19 protein-coding genes are annotated in these 19079 nt (G+C 46.5%); 13 read left to right on the top strand and 6 right to left on the bottom strand.

Annotated elements, in window-relative coordinates; genetic code table 11:
• Positions 1-117 precede the first annotated feature (117 nt).
• Positions 118-1356 carry a hypothetical protein gene (locus tag K9W43_12830; protein ID MCF2138108.1) on the top strand — a complete coding sequence of 413 codons (1239 nt, stop codon included), beginning with the start codon at positions 118-120 and terminating at the stop codon, positions 1354-1356.
• Positions 1357-1387: 31 nt separating this feature from the next.
• On the opposite strand, the gene K9W43_12825 is transcribed toward K9W43_12830, so the two are convergent.
• The 3 genes from K9W43_12825 to K9W43_12815 form a co-directional block, all read right to left on the bottom strand.
• Positions 1388-2089, bottom strand: a complete 702-nt coding sequence (locus K9W43_12825; GenBank protein MCF2138107.1) for a hypothetical protein — start codon at positions 2087-2089, stop codon at positions 1388-1390.
• Between the two features lie 193 nt (positions 2090-2282).
• Positions 2283-3053 (bottom strand): hypothetical protein, encoded by a 771-nt coding sequence (locus K9W43_12820; GenBank protein MCF2138106.1) that lies wholly within the window; start codon positions 3051-3053, stop codon positions 2283-2285.
• 186 nt (positions 3054-3239) lie between these two features.
• Positions 3240-5024: a M3 family oligoendopeptidase gene (locus K9W43_12815; GenBank protein MCF2138105.1), complete on the bottom strand. Its 1785-nt coding sequence runs from the start codon at positions 5022-5024 to the stop codon at positions 3240-3242.
• A 219-nt stretch (positions 5025-5243) separates the two neighbouring features.
• On the opposite strand from K9W43_12815, the gene K9W43_12810 reads away from it, so the two are divergent.
• The 10 genes from K9W43_12810 (at position 5244) to K9W43_12765 (ending at position 13040) form a co-directional block, all read left to right on the top strand.
• Positions 5244-5687, top strand: coding sequence for a thioredoxin family protein (locus tag K9W43_12810; protein ID MCF2138104.1), 444 nt, complete (start codon positions 5244-5246; stop codon positions 5685-5687).
• Between the two features lie 255 nt (positions 5688-5942).
• Positions 5943-6185, top strand: coding sequence for a sulfurtransferase TusA family protein (locus tag K9W43_12805; protein MCF2138103.1), 243 nt, complete (start codon positions 5943-5945; stop codon positions 6183-6185).
• 59 nt (positions 6186-6244) lie between these two features.
• On the top strand, positions 6245-6673 hold the full coding sequence (locus K9W43_12800) for a hydrogenase iron-sulfur subunit (protein ID MCF2138102.1): 429 nt from the start codon (positions 6245-6247) through the stop codon (positions 6671-6673).
• A gap of 2 nt (positions 6674-6675) precedes the next feature.
• Positions 6676-8004, top strand: coding sequence for a CoB--CoM heterodisulfide reductase iron-sulfur subunit A family protein (locus tag K9W43_12795; protein MCF2138101.1), 1329 nt, complete (start codon positions 6676-6678; stop codon positions 8002-8004).
• A 13-nt stretch (positions 8005-8017) separates the two neighbouring features.
• A complete protein-coding gene (locus tag K9W43_12790; protein MCF2138100.1) occupies positions 8018-10015 on the top strand; it encodes a CoB--CoM heterodisulfide reductase iron-sulfur subunit A family protein in 1998 nt (665 codons plus the stop codon).
• Complete coding sequence (locus tag K9W43_12785; GenBank protein ID MCF2138099.1) at positions 10015-10305, top strand: hypothetical protein; 291 nt, start codon at positions 10015-10017, stop codon at positions 10303-10305. The genes K9W43_12790 and K9W43_12785 overlap by 1 nt, the downstream gene beginning before the upstream one ends.
• A gap of 11 nt (positions 10306-10316) precedes the next feature.
• On the top strand, positions 10317-11570 hold the full coding sequence (locus tag K9W43_12780) for a 4Fe-4S dicluster domain-containing protein (protein ID MCF2138098.1): 1254 nt from the start codon (positions 10317-10319) through the stop codon (positions 11568-11570).
• A 34-nt stretch (positions 11571-11604) separates the two neighbouring features.
• Positions 11605-11973: a DsrE family protein gene (locus K9W43_12775; GenBank protein ID MCF2138097.1), complete on the top strand. Its 369-nt coding sequence runs from the start codon at positions 11605-11607 to the stop codon at positions 11971-11973.
• Between the two features lie 312 nt (positions 11974-12285).
• The gene (locus K9W43_12770; protein ID MCF2138096.1) at positions 12286-12687 is read left to right on the top strand and encodes a DUF86 domain-containing protein; all 402 of its coding nucleotides are present in this window, start codon (positions 12286-12288) and stop codon (positions 12685-12687) included.
• A complete protein-coding gene (locus K9W43_12765) occupies positions 12660-13040 on the top strand; it encodes a nucleotidyltransferase domain-containing protein (GenBank protein MCF2138095.1) in 381 nt (126 codons plus the stop codon). The genes K9W43_12770 and K9W43_12765 overlap by 28 nt, the downstream gene beginning before the upstream one ends.
• A 58-nt stretch (positions 13041-13098) precedes the next feature.
• On the opposite strand, the gene K9W43_12760 is transcribed toward K9W43_12765, so the two are convergent.
• Positions 13099-14097: a pyridoxal-phosphate dependent enzyme gene (locus K9W43_12760; GenBank protein MCF2138094.1), complete on the bottom strand. Its 999-nt coding sequence runs from the start codon at positions 14095-14097 to the stop codon at positions 13099-13101.
• Positions 14098-14229: 132 nt separating this feature from the next.
• Here K9W43_12760 and K9W43_12755 point away from each other — a divergent pair, with 132 nt between their 5' ends.
• Positions 14230-15531, top strand: a complete 1302-nt coding sequence (locus tag K9W43_12755) for a HAMP domain-containing histidine kinase (protein ID MCF2138093.1) — start codon at positions 14230-14232, stop codon at positions 15529-15531.
• Positions 15532-15633: 102 nt separating this feature from the next.
• Here K9W43_12755 and K9W43_12750 read toward each other — a convergent pair whose 3' ends face one another.
• Together K9W43_12750 and K9W43_12745 are read right to left on the bottom strand one after the other, a co-directional pair.
• On the bottom strand, positions 15634-15984 hold the full coding sequence (locus K9W43_12750) for a hypothetical protein (protein ID MCF2138092.1): 351 nt from the start codon (positions 15982-15984) through the stop codon (positions 15634-15636).
• Between the two features lie 108 nt (positions 15985-16092).
• Entirely contained in the window at positions 16093-17508 is a 1416-nt protein-coding gene (locus K9W43_12745; GenBank protein MCF2138091.1) for a cation-efflux pump, read from the bottom strand.
• Between the two features lie 1348 nt (positions 17509-18856).
• Here K9W43_12745 and K9W43_12740 point away from each other — a divergent pair.
• On the top strand, positions 18857-19079 hold a 223-nt coding region (locus tag K9W43_12740), incomplete at its 3' end, for a helix-turn-helix domain-containing protein (GenBank protein ID MCF2138090.1).

Here is a 19079-nt window from a genome sequence, read left to right as displayed (position 1 = left end):
TTTATAAATTATTCTTGATAATAATTTGTTTTCTTTGTGATCACTAAAGCCATACCATAAAATAGAGCAAGTACCAATCATGTCCAAGAATAATTGTAAAACTACGTGCGTGTTACTATGCAATATACACCGATCATGGCAAAGACACTGTTGTCATCAATCTCGTATGCGGATAGTTGGTTCCATACCAATTGCTCATTGAACGCATACCGTGGTTGTGAGTTTGCCTGTGTGTATTGCGATGGTATGAGCGAACACTATCATGTTGATGATTTCCAGACACATGTACGAGTCAAGGCCAACGCACCTGAAATTCTCAGGAGAGAGCTCAAGAAGATGGGTTTTTCCTCACGAAGCAGTCTTGAAACAGAGAGCCTGCTACCTTTTCTAGACGATGAGGATACAGACACCACGTTGAGTTCAAGAAGAGGAATAGTCATTGGCATTAGTGGCGGGGTCTCAGATGCGTATCAACCAGCAGAAGAAAAGTACAGGATCACTCGCCGCATTTTAGAGGTGCTTCTTGATTTCGAGCTGCCTGTGTTCATCCTGACAAAATCAACTCTTGTGCTTCGTGATCTTGATCTTCTCAAGGAGATCCACAAGATGTCCTTTGCTAATGTGTGCTTCACCATCACACTTCACGACGAGGAGATAAAGAGGGTATTTGAGCCAAAGTCCCCTGCAACATGGGAACGGTTTGTGGCACTCAAAAAGCTTCGCCGAGCAGGGATCTTTGGAGGTGTCATGGCGCTGCCGATCATTCCCGGTATTGGGACAAGTGAAGAGAACATTAGAGGTCTTGTGAGGGAGACCAAGAAGGCGGGTGGAGAGTTTATTCAGTTCTCAGGCCTGACCCTGAAACCGGGCCGACAGAAGGACTATTTCATGAGAGTGGTCAAACATCGTTTCCCTCAATATCACGAGATGCTCCAACGAATTTACAAAAACAACGATACTTATGGCAATCCCATCCACCAGCATTTACCAAACAACCTACTTGTAGAAGCTCACAGAATCTGCAAGCAAGAAGGAGTGAGCGATCGCTCAATACGGCACAGACCACCATGGATGAACGAGGTCAATCACCGTGTATTGTCGGATCTTCTCGATATCATCTTCATCCGGAGATACGCCATAGGTCGTCGAGACCCGCAGGTGAAACAGATGCACTCGTTAGCAGAGTGGATCGAAAAAGGCACCGTCGATCTTAGCACCCTGCAAGACCAAGGTACTATTCCCGAGAGCCTTGGTATCAGTAAGGCGATGAGGAATTTAGTGAGCGATCTGCTGCGTGGAGAAGGGAAACGAATGAAAGACGAACTATGGAGCCACGCATTAGAAAGGAAGGAGTAGGCTCTGAGAGACACCAGAGCCTTTGGATGAATCACTTGAACTTTCGTATTCCAAGTACCACTACGACAATTAAGATGACAGCACCAGTACCTGCAACGAGCAGAAGAGTTCCATCCGAAGAAGGATGATTTGTTATGGGAAAGCGCTCCAAGTAATAAGAGAAGGAAGGACCATCCTCAAGATAAGAAGTATAGTTTAAATAATTTAAAACACCTGTTGACTTGTCAAAGATGTATGATTCTATTGTGTATAGTGTGTCCGATCTATTACCAGTGACCTTACACGACCATGTTGCAACCGACTCGTCATACTTGTCGTCTACGAATACATATTCGTTACTCAGATAATCATGGACGAGATTTGACCACAGAGGCCAATTCCCAACAGGCCAGATCATGTTTGGTAAGTGAGCTGAGATCATTCCGAGGTCAGTCCCGTTTTCAAAATACATGGAAACATTGGCGTGAATAGGAAAATAGTAGAGTGAGTTGACAGAGGCAATACCTTCAGGAATATCAGGAAGCCCGGTGACATTCACGATAATGTCAAATGACTTGTTATAGATCGGATACTTGTAATCCCGATACTTGAAGTGGTATGTGAACTGATCTCCCACAGAGACTCCCCACGAGAGATTCTGAGTACTTGCAGCATGTGTGGTGGGAAGTTGTAATAATAACAAAATAATCCCCACAATAAATACCGTCATAATTGAGCGTGCCTTTGCATTCATAATGCCGACCCATAGAATATTCTACAAATTCTGATATAATTCTTTGCTCAAAAAATAAATTCGCTCCTAACTAGACCGGATATTAAAATAAGTAATATTCCAAGTAATGTCAAGAGATAAATGATAGCAGATCAAACGGGGCAGAATTATATCAAATTAATACAGTCCCGCTGAGATCCCTATCGGGAATAATCTATTCCTTATCGTATTCGGCCGTCTCAGAAGCCAAACTCATTTCGTGCTCGGCCGTCTCATAGTATGACCTCCGAGTCCCAATCCATCTGTATCCTTGTATGATCAAAGCTACTGCAAGAATGCCGACAAAGACCGAACCACCAACTATCAAGACAGACATAGCAGCAGGATTTGATGTGATACGCTCGGTCTCCTGTAAAGCAAGAGGAGTATTTTTCCAATAAAACGAAAGGATCCCACGATTGAGAACACCAGTCGCCTTGTCAAAAGTCAAAGTGGACTTTTCGGTCAAGTCGGAGAGCTTCGCTGTGTACGTATATGACCAGGTAGTTTTCGATTCAGTGGCAGTGCTATTGTACACAAGTGAATACGACGCATTGATACAATCATGGCTGAGATTCGACCAGAGAGACCAATTTCCCACAGGCCATACCAGTTGGGGCAGATTTGCTATGAATGATCCAACTGGGGAGCGATTCAAAAATAACACATCAGTTTTGGGATGAATGGGAAAGTAATAGAGCGAATTTATAGCAGTGATATTCTCCGGGATCTCGGGTAGATCAGTAATTTTTACTATAATATTATATGCCCGCGAATTTTTCTCATCGGAATAATCCACGTGTTTGTAGAGGAACATGTACTCGTCCCCCACAGAAACACCCCATGACAATCCTTGATCACTGGCAGCCAGCGTGGGAGAAACCGTTCCCAGTAAAAAGATGGTCGAGATAAATAAAACAAGAAAAATACGTGCTCTTTTTATCATGCGAGCCAGCCCCTTCAAGGTCAGTTGGCAAAGTACGATATATTATTTGCCGTGAATCTGGATGTGGTGACTAAATTAATATATAATAAAAAATCACACTATCAGTTATTATAAATAAATACTGACACGAGTATATAATAAAAAGAAAATTTGCTGGCGAGCCGAGGCTGCCAGCGAGTGATGAAATTACTCCATTGTTTCCTTGAGCATCTCTACAAAGTCACGAGCCTGATCCATACCCTTCTGCCAGAACTCCTCGGTGGCAATGTCAAAGCCAAGCTCCTTTCCAAGTTCGCGTGGAGCCTTGCTTGAGCCAGCACTGAGAAGCGCCTTGAGTTTAGGAACAAAGTCCTTGCCCTGCTCTTTGTAAAGCCGATAGAGTGAGAACACAAAGAGTTGAGCGAAGACGTACGGATAGTTATAGAATCTAAACCGAGGAATGTAGTAATGAACCTTCATGGTCCACTCCCATTTCATCTCAGGTAGCCATTCGACGGCATCACCATAGATCTTATCGCGACCTGCGACCCAGAGTTTTGCAACTGTTTCACCATCAAGGAAGCCACCCTCTTTGATAGTATCGTACATGCTCTGTTCAAAGAACACTCTTGCTGAGACCTGAAATGCTGCCATGCCGAACTCATCCAGCACTGTAGCAAGTACTGCCTGTTTCTCTTCCTTGGTCTTTGCTTTTGCAAGTAGCCGATCGGTCATCAGCAGTTCACCAAAGATCGAGCCGCACTCGGCAATACAAGCACCCACCTCTGCATTCGAGGGCTTTTGGTTTCTGCTCATCAAGTAGTCGTGAACAGCGTGACCGTTCTCATGGGCTAGTGTGTAGATATCTCCAAGCTTACCATTGAAGCTGAGAAGTATGTATGCGCTCTTACCATCCAGCCATGAAGCGCAGAAGGCTCCAGAACGTTTGCCATTTCGTACTTCCCCATCAATATGCCGCTTTTCAAACATCTCATTGACCCAGTCACCAATCTGCTCATCAAAGCTTCTATAGGAACTGATGACCTCATTGCGAGCATCATCCCAAGAATACTTGATCTCAGGTGCATTGGGCAAGGGCGCGACAATGTCCCAGTTTCCAAGCTTGTTCAATCCCATGAGCTTGGCCTTCAGCCTGAGGTAGTCGCGGTAAAGGTCTACATTGTTCTCGATAGTACGCATAAGACTATCAATGGTCGCCTGGTCCACATCATTGGCTATGAGACTCGGCTCCATAGGACTCTCGTACTTGCGCCACTCACACATCTGCAGATGGTCAGAACAGATAGAACGAACGGCACTCGCCCAGATCAGTTCATCCTTTCCGAGACCTGCATAGACGACCTGATTCGCCTTACGTCGAATCTCACGATCAGGATGCTGATATAGGCCAATAATCTCACCGTAGGGCATGACCTTTTTCTCACCGTCAATCTCAATCTCAAAGGTGCGTGTCGATAGCCAATCGCCTTGAAGTCGTGACCATGCATCGATTCCGTTCCTGTCCTTTGTAATAATCAGTTGTTCTTCTTTCTCAGAGAGCATATGAGGAATCCGTCGAACGATCCGTTCAAGGTAGTGTTTGTACTCTGCCAGCGTGGGATCATTCACCAACTCTGGTTTTTTCGCAAGCAGTTTCCCAAGTTCGAGTTCCATAAATGCCAAGATCTGCCTGAACCGCATCCCTGCCATCTGTGAACTATCAAATAATTGCTTGGCTACGTTATCTGTTGAGTCAGCAGCATACATCAGTCCGCAGTACATGAAGGGCCCTTCATACTTGAGCTGGAATTTGTCATTCTCTTCGAGAAGTTCAATCAGCTCCTTGGGTCCAAACCCCTCGATCTTGCCGTAGTACTTGTCACGGAACTTCTGCGCGTCTTCAACAGCGGCCTCGAGTTCTTTTTTGATCGCATCAGGGCTTGTGTCCTTTACCAGATGCGATAGATCCCATCTCATCTCTTCAATGGTCATGGTTTTTTCGCCAAACCATTTTCATTCAAGCACCCTTAAGTTATTTTAGGACTGGGCGTTGTGGTACAAAACATAGGTGTATTCGACCCTTTGGCGATGCAGATGAACCAAAATGCATCATTGAAACATGCTTTAAGCAAAATTCCCATGGCCTCACCGAAGAGTTCAAATACAGAACGCGCCTGTGCGCGTCTAACGCACAACCGAAGAGGGTTAAGAATGTCAGAAGACGATGAACTAGCAGAGATCCGAAGACGAAAAATGGAGATGCTCATGCGACAGGCCAGCCAGCCAGCAAAACCAAAAGTGGCTGAACCGCTTGCCAATGGCCAAGTGAACATACTCACCGACGCCACATTCTGGCCCACGATCCAACAGACCAAGATAGCGTTGATTGATTTCTTCGGGGAATGGTGTCGCCCCTGCCAAGCACTTGCTCCAATAATGATCGAGCTTGCAAGGGTATATTCGGGAAAGGCATTCTTTGGAAAGATCGACATTGACAAAAATCCGCGGACCACACAACAGTTTAACGTGCAGTCGGTCCCAATAATTCATGTCTTCGAGAATGGAAGACCCCTCACCAGCATTTTGGGCCTCCGACAATACGCGGATTACGATTCGATCATCAGACAATTGCTGGCACGTCATGGTGTCGAATAAGTGCAAGAGGGGGCACTTCAAGTGCTCCCGATTCGACACGGTTCTGCGAATACAAGTCACGAATTCTGGGGGAATACGATCTTCAGTCAGATAACTAAAATTATATTTTCAGTTGCAACTTGGTAACTTAAAACGAGTTGAACATTCATATTGTAATTTTGCGACTTGGCTATACAAGTGTATAGCAAAACAAGTATAAGTTAGAAATTTGGGTGCTCGATACATCACTTGAGTGAATAAACTAGGGTGAAAAATATGACTGACGAAATAAAAGCTGATTATGTGGCAGATGCCAGAGGCTCGGCATGTCCAGGTCCTCTGCTCGAGGCAAAGAAGTCCATGTCCAAGATAAAGGTTGGACAGATCGTTGAGGTCCGTTCCAATGATCCAGGAACCAAGAGAGACCTGCCCATCTGGGTAAAGAAAGCAGGCCACGAAATCATCGGGATAAAAGAGGGTACTGGCTTCTTCAGCATCTTCATCCGACGAAAGAAGTAAGCGAGGGCAGTACGCCTTCGCCCCATTTTTACTAGATCTACTATTCCTGGTGGACTCCTATGGTCACGCAATTGAATCTGCTCAAAGATGAACCAAAAATTCTGATCATTGCCACGCTGGCTTGTTCGTACCCCGGCATTGACAATGCAGGACAAGGACACAAAGAATACCCGGCCAGTACGTTCGTAATTCGAATACCCGATCCGGTCATCTTTCCTGAAGAGTTCTATATCCAAGCCTTCAAGGAAGGCTACGATGGTATTCTCATCGCGTCATGTGGTGATGAGAGCCCGTTCAAGGACTCCTACAAGAAACTGGCTGCGCGAATTGATCGCACGTATCAACTCATGCAGAAAGAGGGTATTGAGATCGAACGACTACGACTGACTGCAATATGTACAGTTTGCGCTGATGCTTTTGTTAAGCAAGTGAAGCAAATGTATGAGACATTACTTGAACTGAAAAAGAAAAAGGCCTCGACAAGCTAGGGGTGGAGAATTTGAAAAAATACGACGCGATAGTAATAGGTGCAGGCATTGCAGGAATGCAATGTGCAGTAGATCTAGCAAATCAGGATTATCAGGTACTGCTTATTGAAAAGAAGAGCAGCATCGGAGGAACAATGATACAATTGTCCAAGGTATTCCCGACCTTGGATTGTGCGAGCTGTATCACGACACCGAAGATGTCAGAAACGTACAAGCATCCGAACATCACGACCATGACCCTTGCAGAGGTCACTAAGATCGAACGACGGGACGATGACCGGTTCACGGTGAAGATCCATGAACGGCCACGGTACGTCCACTTGGACCCGTGCACAGGATGTAACGAATGTGCGGAAGTCTGCCCGGTATACGTCATTGATGATTATGATATGAACCTCGGAATCAGAAAAGCAGTAGGTGTGCCTTTTGCAAATGCTCTGCCACCAAAAGCGGTCTTGCATGAGGACGAATGCATCTTTTGTGGAAGATGCGCCACGGTCTGCCCGACTGATGCGATCGACTACTCAATGCTTCCACAAGACCATGAGTTCGATGCAGGCACAGTCATTCTGGCAACTGGACTACTTGAGACCCCCATTATCAAAGAAGAATATGGTGGTGGCCAATTCAAGAATGTCATCACTGGAAAGCAGATGGAGCGAATACTTGCGCCTCATGGTCCGTACGGTGGGATCATGAGACCCAGTGACGGTAAACTGCCTCTATCAATTGCATATATCCAATGTGCTGGGTCTCGTGACTTGTCAATTGGCATTCCATACTGTTCACGAGTCTGCTGCATGTACGCAGCAAAGCAAGCAATGCTCCTGTCCGCTGCCGCACCTCTTGCAGACATCACGATCTACTACATGGACATCCGAGCCTTTGGTAAGGGCTACGAAGAATTTGTTGAAGATGCAAAGGCGATGGGTGTAAGCTTCATTCGTGGAAAGGTCGCCAAGATCACAGAGAAAGAGAACGGGGACCTGACCGTTCGGATCGAAGTATTTGATGAGGATGGTGGCATCCGAGAGTTCGATCACGAGCTGGTTGTTCTCTCCATCGGGCTGGTGCCCAAGTGGAATCCTAAGGGAATTGTGGATGTTGCCATGGATCAATACGGCTTCATCAGAAGTGCAAATCCCAATGAGAATCCCTCGGCCACAAACATTCCCGGCGTCTATGTTGCAGGAGTGGCAAATGGACCAATGGACATTGTTGACTCGATCAAGAGCGGTAGTGCTGCTGCAATGAAGGCTTCAATCTATCTGAATGGCGGAGCACGGGAACCGGCAAAGGTCGTCAAGCTAGTAGAGATCGAGACCAAGTAGGAAGGGGATAGCAATGACTGAAGAGAAAAAGAAATCAAAAGAGCCCCTGAAAATTGGAGTGTACGTCTGCCACTGTGGTGGTAACATCTCTGACGTTGTGGATGTCAAGCGAGTAGCTGAAGAGATCTCTCATGAGAAAGATGTTGTGGTCTCCAAGGACTACATCTTCATGTGTTCGGATCCGGGACAAGAACTGATTGCAAAAGACATCAAGGAACAGGGCCTCAATCGAGTCATCGTAGCATCATGTTCACCAGATCTTCACGAGGCCACGTTCATGAAGGTCTTGGACAAGACCGGTCTCAACAAGTATCTGTACATGCATGTGAACATTCGAGAGCAGGACAGCTGGGTGCATTCACATGAACATGAGAAGGCGACCGAGAAAGCAATTCGCCTGATTCGCGGAGCAATCGCAGGAGTTCGTCATGAGAAACCACTTGAACCGATCATGAAGGATGCTACAAAGCATGCCCTCGTCATTGGTGGTGGAATCAGTGGGATCACTGCGGCACTCGACCTTGCAGAGCGAGGAATTGCAGTAGACCTGATCGAGAAACAGCCGTTCTTGGGAGGACGCATCACACAGTTGACAAAGCTCTTTCCCACTGACATCTCAGCGAAAGAGGTCATTCACGATCTGATTGACAGAGTCAAAAACAACTCACGGATCAAAGTTCGTTTGAACACTGAAGTCATCAGTGGGTCGGGATCCATTGGTTCATTCCACGTGACCCTGCGGACCATCCCACGTGGCGTTCAGCAAATTGACAATCCTGAAGAGGTCTTTGAGGCCTGTCCTGTAGAAGTTCCTAACGAACAAGACTACGGACTGACGACAAGAAAGGCGATTTATATTAAATATCCCGGCGCATATCCCGACCAGCCAGCCATAGACTGGAAGAGTTGCACCAAGTGCGGCAAATGTGTCGAGATCGCAAAGGGGGCAGGGATCTCTCTTGATGACACCCCACTGGAGGAGGAACTCACAGTTGGTGCGATCATCATGGCAACCGGGTTCAAACCGTACGAACCTGCAAAGGGCGAGTTCGCCTATGGAGAGACGCCATTTGTTGTCACCCTGCCGGAGATAATTAGCATTCTTGAAAAGATTCCCGAGGACCAGAAAGAGTTCGTGTACAAGGGAAAGGCCATCAAGAATGTCACAGTGATCCATTGTGTCGGAAGCCGACAGATCGAGGGAGTTCACGAGCCCAAAGATGGACGACTGAACACGTACTGCTCAAGATATTGTTGCACTGCGAACCTTCGTGTCGCAAATGAGCTCAAGGACAGATTCCCGAAAATCCATGTCTATGATCTCTTCAGAGACATTCGGACACATGGCATTGGCCATGAGGCATATTATATTAATGCGAGCAAGAAAGACGTGATCTTCCTCAAGTATCCTAATGAGGAGCCTCCAATCATCACCATTGAGAACGAGAAGATCACGATACAGACAAAGGACTTGCTCTTCAAGGGCCGCGAGGTCAGAGCCTCGGCGGACCTCGTGGTATTGGTCGTGGGGATGGAACCCGAACCCATTCAAGACCTCATCAAGATCTTCTCACTCCCCACCGGAAAAGATGGATTCTTACAAGAGGTGCATCCCAAGCTCAAACCTGTCGAGTCCTCAGTGGATGGAATCTTCATTGCCGGCACCGCACAGGCACCCATGGACTCCACCGAGTCTATTGCGTCAGCGTCTGCTGCTGCCAGCAAGGCCGCAAACATCCTCACCAAGGACCAGATTGCACTCAACCCATTCATTGCAGAAGTCGATTATGACAGATGTGAAGGACACGCGCTCTGTGTTCCGGAATGCCCATACGGAGCCATCTCATTGACCGAGAGCGGTGGCAAGAAGAAGGCCAAGGTCGAGCCATCCCTATGTGTGGGATGCGGAGCCTGTGTACCAGTCTGTCCGACCCGAGCAATAACCCTGAAGGGATGGGATCTTGAGAAGTACGAAGACATGGTAGCCGCGATGATAAAGGAGGTTGAATAATGACTAAGGACCCCATTCATCGAGAGAAACTGAAAGCGTTCAAGGAGCGCATGAAAGAGAAAGGGTATCCAACTGAAGAACTGATGACTCGCCACAAATACTTCTCCAAGATCGTCCGAGAAGTGAAGAAGGCAATACAAGCCGGCAATGACACGGTTCCCAAGATCGTGGAGGCCCTCGATAACAAATACCCGAGCTACGAAGTGTTCAGAGCGGTGACCGCTCTGCATCACTGGGCGCAATTGAAGATCATAGACAAGACTGGTGAATATCCAGTGTACACGTTCTGAGGCGAACTATTGTGAGCGTCATTGAATTAGACCCCGATCTACTCCAAGACATTAAGAAATATGGAGCATTTGATGTCAGTGCCTGCTTTAATTGTGGCACCTGCACTGCCATCTGTCCCCTGTCCGAAGAAGACGGGGAATTCCCAAGAGCCATTATTCGTCTAGCACAACTTGGTGCCAAAGAGGAACTTATTGATTCCAAAGAGCTCTGGCTCTGCTACTACTGTGGACAGTGTTCGACCACTTGCCCAAGAGAGGCTGAGCCTGGCGAGTTTATGGCCGCTGCCAGAAGATACGCGATTGCCCAAAATGATGTGACCCACATCTCACGGGTACTATACAAATCAAAGGCTGCATACACAGGATTCATCGCACTCTTGTCAATAGTAGCTCTATGGATCATGTGGCCATATGCTGACTTTAATGCGTCACTACAGGCGGGTATCAATCCTACGTGGATCTATTTTGATCCGGAGTTCGTGCATCTTGGCGGACTTGTTGCCGGAGGAATTTTTGCAGTATGGATGGGTCTATACTTCTTAGGACTCTTCAGGCATCTGATGCGCCAGTACAAATTATACGGACCCGATTCGACAGGCGTATCATTTCTAAGGAAACTGTGGATATGGATCTTAAGCCTTATCAAAGTCGGTTTCACAGAGATCCTCTATCAACGCAGGTATGCCACGGATCAAGATACTAGTGTACCATTCAGAAGGCGACGTTGGGTTCTCCATATGTGCATGGTCTGGGGATTCATTCTCCTGTTCGCATCAACTGTCATCAACTGGCTGACAAAGCCAATTGAACTCATGGTCCCGATCACGTATCCCACCCACCTTCTAGGAATTACTGGCGGGATTCTACTTGTATATGGTGCGACAAGAACAATGATCTTCCATAAACGTAGACACGATGATAACTACTACGGACATACTACATTCTCTGACTGGGTATTTCTCGGATTGACCAATATGCTAGGAATCTCGGGATTTCTCCTCACCATAGACATCTACATTCCCCTATGGCAACAATGGGCGGCCTATGTCAACATCACCATTCCTGAATGGCAGACATTGGCGGGATACTTCATCATATTCCATCTGCTGATCGTGGGACTGTACATAGTACTTGCTCCACTGAACAAAGGAGCCCACGCCTTCTATCGTCCATTGACCCTTTGGGTCTATGAATATGCGAAGGGCATCAAAGCCCAGACCACCCCAGAAGAGGAGTCTTATGACGAGATTCCAATTCTGACCTAAATCAACTATTGAAAAACCAAAAGAGATGAAACAAATGAGCGACACGGAAAAATTACTCATAACCTCAACTCACGGAATAGACGATCCGGAGAGGTGCCTCTTGCCCTTTATTGTGGGGAACGGAGCCCTTGCCCTAGATGTTGATGTCACAGTGTTCCTGCTTGGGAGCGCCGTTGATCTCGCAGTGAAGGGTAAGGCCGCAGAGATCGAGCACCTCTCGGGAATGCCCGAGCCCAAGAAACTCATTGAAGATTTCTTTGCGCTTGGTGGAAAGTGTCTCCTCTGCGGACCCTGCAGCAATCATAGAGGTATCAAGGATGAAGACCTCGTTGAGGGTGCCAAGATCGGTGGTGCCGCAGCGCTGGTAAGTCTTGCTACCGAAGGAGCCACTCTCGGTCTCTAATTCCAAGAGAGCAGAGTACGATCTTTCGTTCGTATCTATTCATTACAGACAGTGGTCCTTAGTAAGAATCCGGGAGCAATCTCCGGACGCACACGAGGGCCACTCTTTTTGGTTTTCTCAAATTATTATGAGGGCGATTTGTAGTTCTACGAGGATCACCAACACCACATCCGGAAGCACCTTCCAATCAGGTCACTAAAACGCATCTTGGTTCAACGGTGGCAAAGTTAATAGCAAATTCAGTCCATTGATTCATTGAATCTAGTCAAAAGGATGTGACAGATAATAGAGTCCAATAGAGCGGCAAGATACTTGACGAAGATAGCACACGCAAGGGATCGATTGAATCTTACTCGTAGATGGCTTGAAGATGAATATACACTTGACGATCAAAAGACAGTTCTAGCAATTGAAAAAGCTGTCCAAGAAACCATAGAAGCGACAACGGATTTACTATCAATGGTGCTAAAAGATACATCACAACCACCACTCGATGACCACACAAATATAGATAGAGCAGTCAGATTAGGTGTAATGAGCCACGAAATAGGACTAGCAATGCATGAAGCAAACGGGCTTCGGAACAGGCTTGTTCATACATACAACGGGATTGATCTCTCACGGGTGTTTGAGAGCATAGAACGATTAATTCCAAAGATTAAGGAATGTTTGGAGATGATAGAAGCATGGCTACACCAGAAATCGATGATCTAAAACAGAGACTTGAATGGATCATCGAGATTCCCGGCGTGGATGCGGTCTTACTATTTGGCTCCCATGCCGATGGAACTGATAGCTCTCAGAGTGACATCGATATTTGTGTTGTCGCACCTAAGATCACCGAACCAAAAAAACAATCGGAACTTCTAGGAAGACTTTGGCAACGCCTCAATCCTGATATTTACGATGTCTGGCTGTTTGAGGAACTTCCACTCTACATGAAGATGAGCGTCATTACCTCACATGTTGTGATCGCATGCAAGGATGTTCCAGCACTCTTCGAATATTTTTATTTATTTAGAAAAATATGGGCAGATCAGGCGCACAGACAAGCAATAAAATTCTGAGACCAAAGATACATGAAAGCGACCACAGACTCCAACTACCTTCGAGAGAAGAACAATGCTAAATTGTGCGTATCTTCGCCCGCAATAGATCGAAGAAATCGGTAAGGTCAATGTTTCCGCCGCTGAGAAGTATTCCGATCCTTTTCCCAGAAAACACTTCTTTTCTTGCAAGAAGCCCAGCCAGAGGCACTGCACCCGATGGTTCCACAACCAGCTTCATTCGCTCCCAGAGAAGTCGCATCGCATCTACGATCTCCTCCTCCGAGACCGTGATGATGTCATTCACCATCTTCCGGATGATTGGAAAATTGATTCGGCCCAGCGAGGTTCTAAGTCCGTCGGCAATCGTGATGGGATTTACGCTCGGCACCCACTCGCCACTCTTGAGACCACGATATGCATCATTTGCATTTTCGGGTTCAGCTGCAATAACAGCGGTGTCAGGAAGAAGGCCTTTAGTGGCAATGGCAGTTCCACTGAGGAGACCGCCACCCCCGACAGGACACATGATCACATCAAGTTCATGGACTTCATGGATCAGTTCAACGGCAGCAGTCCCAGCGCCAGCTATGATGCGTTCGTTATCATAGGGATGGATCAACAAGTAGCCATGACGCTCGATGAATTCGTTGGTTGTGCGCTCCCGAGCCTCAAGTGTGGGTTCACACAGAACGACCTCGGCCCCATACCCTCTTGTAGCTTCGATCTTGACACGTGCGGAGTTTTCAGGCATGATCACAGTGGCCTTGATTCCCAAGATCGAAGAGGCCAAGGCCAGAGCTTGGGCATGGTTGCCAGAGGAGTGAGTGATGACCCCTCTCTTCTGTTCTTCAGCACTCATCTGACTTAGAGTGTTGTATGCGCCTCGGAATTTGAAGGCACCAGCTCTTTGAAAGTTCTCGCACTTGAAATAGACCTGCGCCCCGGTCAATTGATCAATTGTTCGCGAGGTCAAGATAGGAGTGTTGTGAGCAACGCCTTTCACTCGTCCGTAGGCGTCTAAGACATCATCAAGAGTGATTATAGCGTCTACTAGCAGGGACGATACATTAAGCATATTGGTAGTCATCAAATGAATTGAAAATTCGTCACACCATAAGACGGCAATGCACTCAAATATGATTACTACAACTGTAAAAATAGAGTCTCCTAATCCACGATGAAAACGAAGATCAAGTGATGACACGATATGCAACAGGTCGCCTTTGTCAGTCCCTCATTTGTAGTGGCAATAATTGTTGTTATATTGTTCTTGCTGATCGTGTCTGCAACATTTCTCACATATCAATATGACAAGAGGATGAAGCTCTGGGGAATCGGCTGGCTGATCATGGTTCTCCTCACTGCCCCGAGCATCGTCTATCCTTCCTCAACGATAGATATCCTTGATATATTAGCAATCATAGGAATCATAGTAGGCTCCACATTAATGCTCAATGGAAGCATTCAGGCCTCGAAGCTGTTCGCATGGTGGGTATATGGCCTTGCGATAATTAGCTCGTTAGTATATGACATTCTGATCTTGGTCCTTGTCGTTCCCACACAGGTAGCATACATCGCACCCGAATTCTATGCGGGAATCACAGGACTTGTGTTCATCCGTGTCTTCAGAGAACACTATCAAGACAAGGGCTTTTTCAGAGTATTTCTCTCAATTGGCGCATTAGGCTGGGCAGTGACCTCATTGGGGGTTTCAGTGGTCGTCATACTTCCACACAATATGCTCCTGATCTATCTTAGTGTCCAATCAGTAGCCCTCACAATGATCGGATTGGGAATCTATGGTCTGGCAATACAGCTCTCACATAGTATTTTAGAACGCCAAAACAACTTCGCACTTCTCTTGGCAAGCGTCGTCCATCATGATATCCGCAATTACATCCAGCTCATCTTGCAGGCTTTGGAGCTGGCACAAGAGGGAGGCCCGAAAAAACAAGAATGGTTGACGGTAGCCACTCAGGTCACAACAAAGGTCACAGACTTCCTCACTGAGGTCCGAAAGGTCACAAGTGAGATCGCAAGATACGAGAGAATCGAAAAAGTGGTCAACCTCACAGATATTATCCACTCGGTCACCGAACTGATAGAAACTGTATACGAGTCCAAGAACATCGAGATAGTCGAGGATCTCGAACAGTCATTAATGGTCTACTCAAATGATCTGGTCCACCAGATAATATACAACATAATCGACAACGCGATCAAGCATGGTTCATCATTCTTGGGGATCAAGAGCAAGAGTGAAAGTAAACATATCGTGCTAACTATAGAAGACAGGGCGGGAGGCCTGCCACAGTCGCTCATTGATTATATAAACAGACCCGGCAAACTCTCGAAGGCTCCCGGTGGAGGTCTCGGGCTGATCCTGATCAAAGGACTGGCATCACTGTGCCTAGTCACGGTTCATACAGAGAATGTTATCGAGAATGAACAACCTGTGGGTTGTAAATATGAATTAGTATTTAATAAAGCGTACTCTAATAATACGTGATTGCAAAAACGCCCTACTAGAGAGGCCCGGTCGCCTGCAATAAAGCAGCCCTTGGAGATCCCATAGCAGAACGATCAACAGTCAATAATTCAGACAAGTGACCTATTTCTCACGTGGCAGATAGATGAACTGCCCGACAATGACAGCCGCCCACCAGAGCTCGATAAAGAGATACTTGATAGTTGCTGCATCAAATGGCAGAACAAGCGAGAACAGCATCATCACAACCCAGAGTGTTGCAAAAGCATACGCCACTAGCGTGAAGACAAGATGAACTTTCACAGCCTGCTGATTAACAGGAATCCCCGCATCATCAGGTACAACCATCCAGCGCGTGGGCAACGGCAACCAGTCAAAGATCGCACCTATCACGACCAACCATGGAAGATCGTATAGAACCGCAGTAAAGAACAACAAGCCTGCAATTGCCACACACAGTAGTGTCTTAGCCAATTGGTGCATAATAATCACAACTTATGCTTTTACCAAAAGGTCGATTTATTACTTGCTACTAATTATGCCAAATGTAGCACTAAAAATGAAATGACGCGGGCCACTTTTTTAATAAGAATCGGGTTCGAGATGAACTACTACACTGCGGATCTGAGGGAGCCGTTCCATAACACACTGTTCGATAAGGTCTGCGATAGCATGGCTCTCTAAGAGCGTCATATCACGAGTTAGACAACACGTTAGTAACACTGTGATCCCTTTGTCATCTCGATTGACCATGACCTCTCGACAATGGTCTACCTGCTCCATGGAATTAAGGGTCTCATGGATTGCCTGAACAATATCAGGCACCTGCTCTGTGATATCCGTTCCGACCTCTTCCTCTGTTGCAGACTCGAGATGGAGTGTGACTGATTGAAGGCCTTCTATCTTCTCTCGGATTTGGCGTTCAAAAGACTCGGATACTGCATGGGCCTCTGAAAGAGTCAGAGAGTCATCCATCTCAAGATGCGCAGCAACATGGATTCCGTCATCGGTAGTGTGAACAAGAACGTTGTGCAAATTCTCAATCTCGGGAATTGTACGAGCGATTCGCTGCATAATCGAGTAGATGTCCTTGTCATCGACCTGTGCGTCAGCAGGTTCTATGTGCACAACCACATCCACCTTTTGTGCGAGCGTAGCAACCTCATTCTCGATCTGTGATGCAATCTCGTGAGCATGTGCAACGATCTCGGAATCATCAACCTTCACCACTACATCCACAAACATGGTGGTGACAGAACCGCGGATCCGAATCCGCCCAACCTCGATGACTCCCGGGGTCTTAAGACAGATCTGCTTGACCTGTTCACTCATGCCCTCTGGCGCAGTATCCACGAGCTCATCATAAGCCCGCTTGCCCAGGTTCAGAGAGACGTAGATGATGACTATAGACACGCCCAACGCGGCAAGGGGATCACCGATGGGAAAGCCAAGCCACACGAAACCCAAGCCAAGAAGAACAACCGCGGAGCTGATCATGTCCGTGCTGAAATGAAGAGCATCGGCCTCAAGTGCCTGACTGCCGTGTTTTTCGGCGGTCCTGTAGAGCATTCGGCTACGCTCATAGTCTATAACAATACTTAGAGACATGACCACAACCCCCCAAATGGTCGGTTCAGGTAACTCTGCAAAAAGTATTCGACGGATTGCCTCGTAGATGATCCAGATGGATGTGACCCATAACATGATGGTCTCCGCCAGAGCAGCAAAACTCTCCACCTTTCCATGACCGTACAGGTGGTCTTCGTCAGGGGCCTTTGCCGCTGCCTTTACAGCAACGAAGGTGACACCAGCAGCAATGAGATCGAGTCCACTGTGGAGAGCTTCAGACAACACTCCCAGTGAACCACTAAAGACACCAACTACTAACTTCATCAACGTGAGACCCAAGGCTGCAACTACTGAGAGCGCTGCCGCCCTAACCACATCAGATCTATCTAACGACCCCGTCATTGCGTCCACCCGATGTGGACGAGTCATACCCACTCATAATAGTTGCGAAGTGTAACTTTTGCAAGAATTACGGCTCTGTGAAAAGCCACTTCCCGTCACACTCCAATATGTTGAGTCGCTTGATGTTGTAGAGGAGCACGTTCAACAGGAAATCAGGTCGCTATTCTCGCGATACTCGTGAAACCAGACCTCCTCCGAACCGCACCTTCATCAGACATATTAAAATGGGATAGACTAAACGTTTTTGCCCATAGGCAGGTTGTTGTCTCATACATAAGTTATCTGCAATACTCGCTAATCATATCATATGAGGCGATATATGTGATGGGGGAGGCAGAGGTCCAGTCATTTGAATGCCTCTGCAGGATGAAATATATAGGGAGTCGTACAAGACCAAGGTGTTCAATGATATGAAGGATGAAACGTATCTGGGCGACAAAGGGTCTGTAGCTGAGGTCAGAGCCAAACGAACTTGATCCCAAGAAGAACAAAGAGGACCGGGAGTGGAAAATTTGATGGGCGCCCGAAAGAGGATATCCGTTGCGGGAGTGTAGTACTAAGGTGGATAAGTGCATCAAGAACTGAGAATGACGGGCCTTGGCCGCATCGTATGATGAGTAGTAAGGCATGAGTCATGTGAGGTGGTCGGACCCGTCACAATCCTTTGTATTACCTCACCGACTTTTCACACAGAGCCGTCAGTATGAATCTATTTAACAATACAAGAGCATAGACCATGGTGTCGAATTAATTGCACACATACCACATGACTTATGGATGATAATGTATTGTTGAATGTAACAAAAACACGTTATTATTTTGATAAACTTGTCATTTTAGTATATTGATTTATATTACCATACTATCAGTTTTTTGAGGGGGGGGGGCAAGTTTTCCTTTCCTACTCTTCTCTTTTTTACATATTCAATACGCGTTTTAATTAATGGAAATTTCTTCCCATTAAATTTACTATGTTTCGAGGCTTGAATTTAATAAATGGGCTTATTTGGTGTATAATTTATTTATGACATCGGGGCAACCCTATATAGATCTGACCGTGAATGGGCTCTACATGCGTGTTCTTTGATAATTCATGAGTACCTCTCTATTTGATTAAGAAACAGCGCTAAAGAGGACGGTACTGTGAAAAAAGTTCCAATTGCGAATTTTAGTTATATATATGAATGTTTATGAATATGGTGTATGACAACTAAAATTGTTTCTTAAATTAATGACCCACACTATTTATTATACTGTTTTCTGTGTTTTGCAGGGATTTACCTTGTTGAGTAGAATCATTGTAGTTGTATGGTAACAAAACATTTGGGACGGTGAGAGTCACAGAAGATGATCACTTTGAGTGAAGTGATTAGAAATGATATCTTCGGTGACTCTCAGGGAAAAGATTGTGCAGCTTGCACTTAAGAGGTCTGTCTCTGAGGCGGCGGTGATCCACTCGATTGCTCGTTCCACCATCTATCGCTGGCTCCAGGTCTACTCTGCTCATGGTCGTGTTGGCCTCGTACCTCGCTCCACCTCCCCTCTCAGACCCCGGACTGTGCTTCATCAACACCTCATTCGCAAGATTCTCGCGCTTC

The sequence above is a fragment of the Candidatus Thorarchaeota archaeon genome (assembly GCA_021498125.1).
Lineage (GTDB): Archaea > Asgardarchaeota > Thorarchaeia > Thorarchaeales > Thorarchaeaceae > B65-G9.
Note: the sequence above shows the minus strand (reverse complement) of the source record. Positions and strands in the feature narration are given on the sequence as shown.

Excerpts from the sequence above, each read along its gene's own strand:
- K9W43_12830 (MCF2138108.1), top strand. The coding sequence starts at position 118 with ATGCAATATACACCGATCATGGCAAAGACACTGTTGTCATCAATCTCG.
- K9W43_12825 (MCF2138107.1), bottom strand. The coding sequence starts at position 2,089 with ATGAATGCAAAGGCACGCTCAATTATGACGGTATTTATTGTGGGGATT.
- K9W43_12820 (MCF2138106.1), bottom strand. The coding sequence starts at position 3,053 with ATGATAAAAAGAGCACGTATTTTTCTTGTTTTATTTATCTCGACCATC.
- K9W43_12815 (MCF2138105.1), bottom strand. The coding sequence starts at position 5,024 with ATGACCATTGAAGAGATGAGATGGGATCTATCGCATCTGGTAAAGGAC.
- K9W43_12810 (MCF2138104.1), top strand. The coding sequence starts at position 5,244 with ATGTCAGAAGACGATGAACTAGCAGAGATCCGAAGACGAAAAATGGAG.
- K9W43_12805 (MCF2138103.1), top strand. The coding sequence starts at position 5,943 with ATGACTGACGAAATAAAAGCTGATTATGTGGCAGATGCCAGAGGCTCG.
- K9W43_12800 (MCF2138102.1), top strand. The coding sequence starts at position 6,245 with ATGGTCACGCAATTGAATCTGCTCAAAGATGAACCAAAAATTCTGATC.
- K9W43_12790 (MCF2138100.1), top strand. The coding sequence starts at position 8,018 with ATGACTGAAGAGAAAAAGAAATCAAAAGAGCCCCTGAAAATTGGAGTG.
- K9W43_12785 (MCF2138099.1), top strand. The coding sequence starts at position 10,015 with ATGACTAAGGACCCCATTCATCGAGAGAAACTGAAAGCGTTCAAGGAG.
- K9W43_12775 (MCF2138097.1), top strand. The coding sequence starts at position 11,605 with ATGAGCGACACGGAAAAATTACTCATAACCTCAACTCACGGAATAGAC.
- K9W43_12765 (MCF2138095.1), top strand. The coding sequence starts at position 12,660 with ATGGCTACACCAGAAATCGATGATCTAAAACAGAGACTTGAATGGATC.
- K9W43_12760 (MCF2138094.1), bottom strand. The coding sequence starts at position 14,097 with ATGCTTAATGTATCGTCCCTGCTAGTAGACGCTATAATCACTCTTGAT.
- K9W43_12755 (MCF2138093.1), top strand. The coding sequence starts at position 14,230 with ATGCAACAGGTCGCCTTTGTCAGTCCCTCATTTGTAGTGGCAATAATT.
- K9W43_12745 (MCF2138091.1), bottom strand. The coding sequence starts at position 17,508 with ATGACTCGTCCACATCGGGTGGACGCAATGACGGGGTCGTTAGATAGA.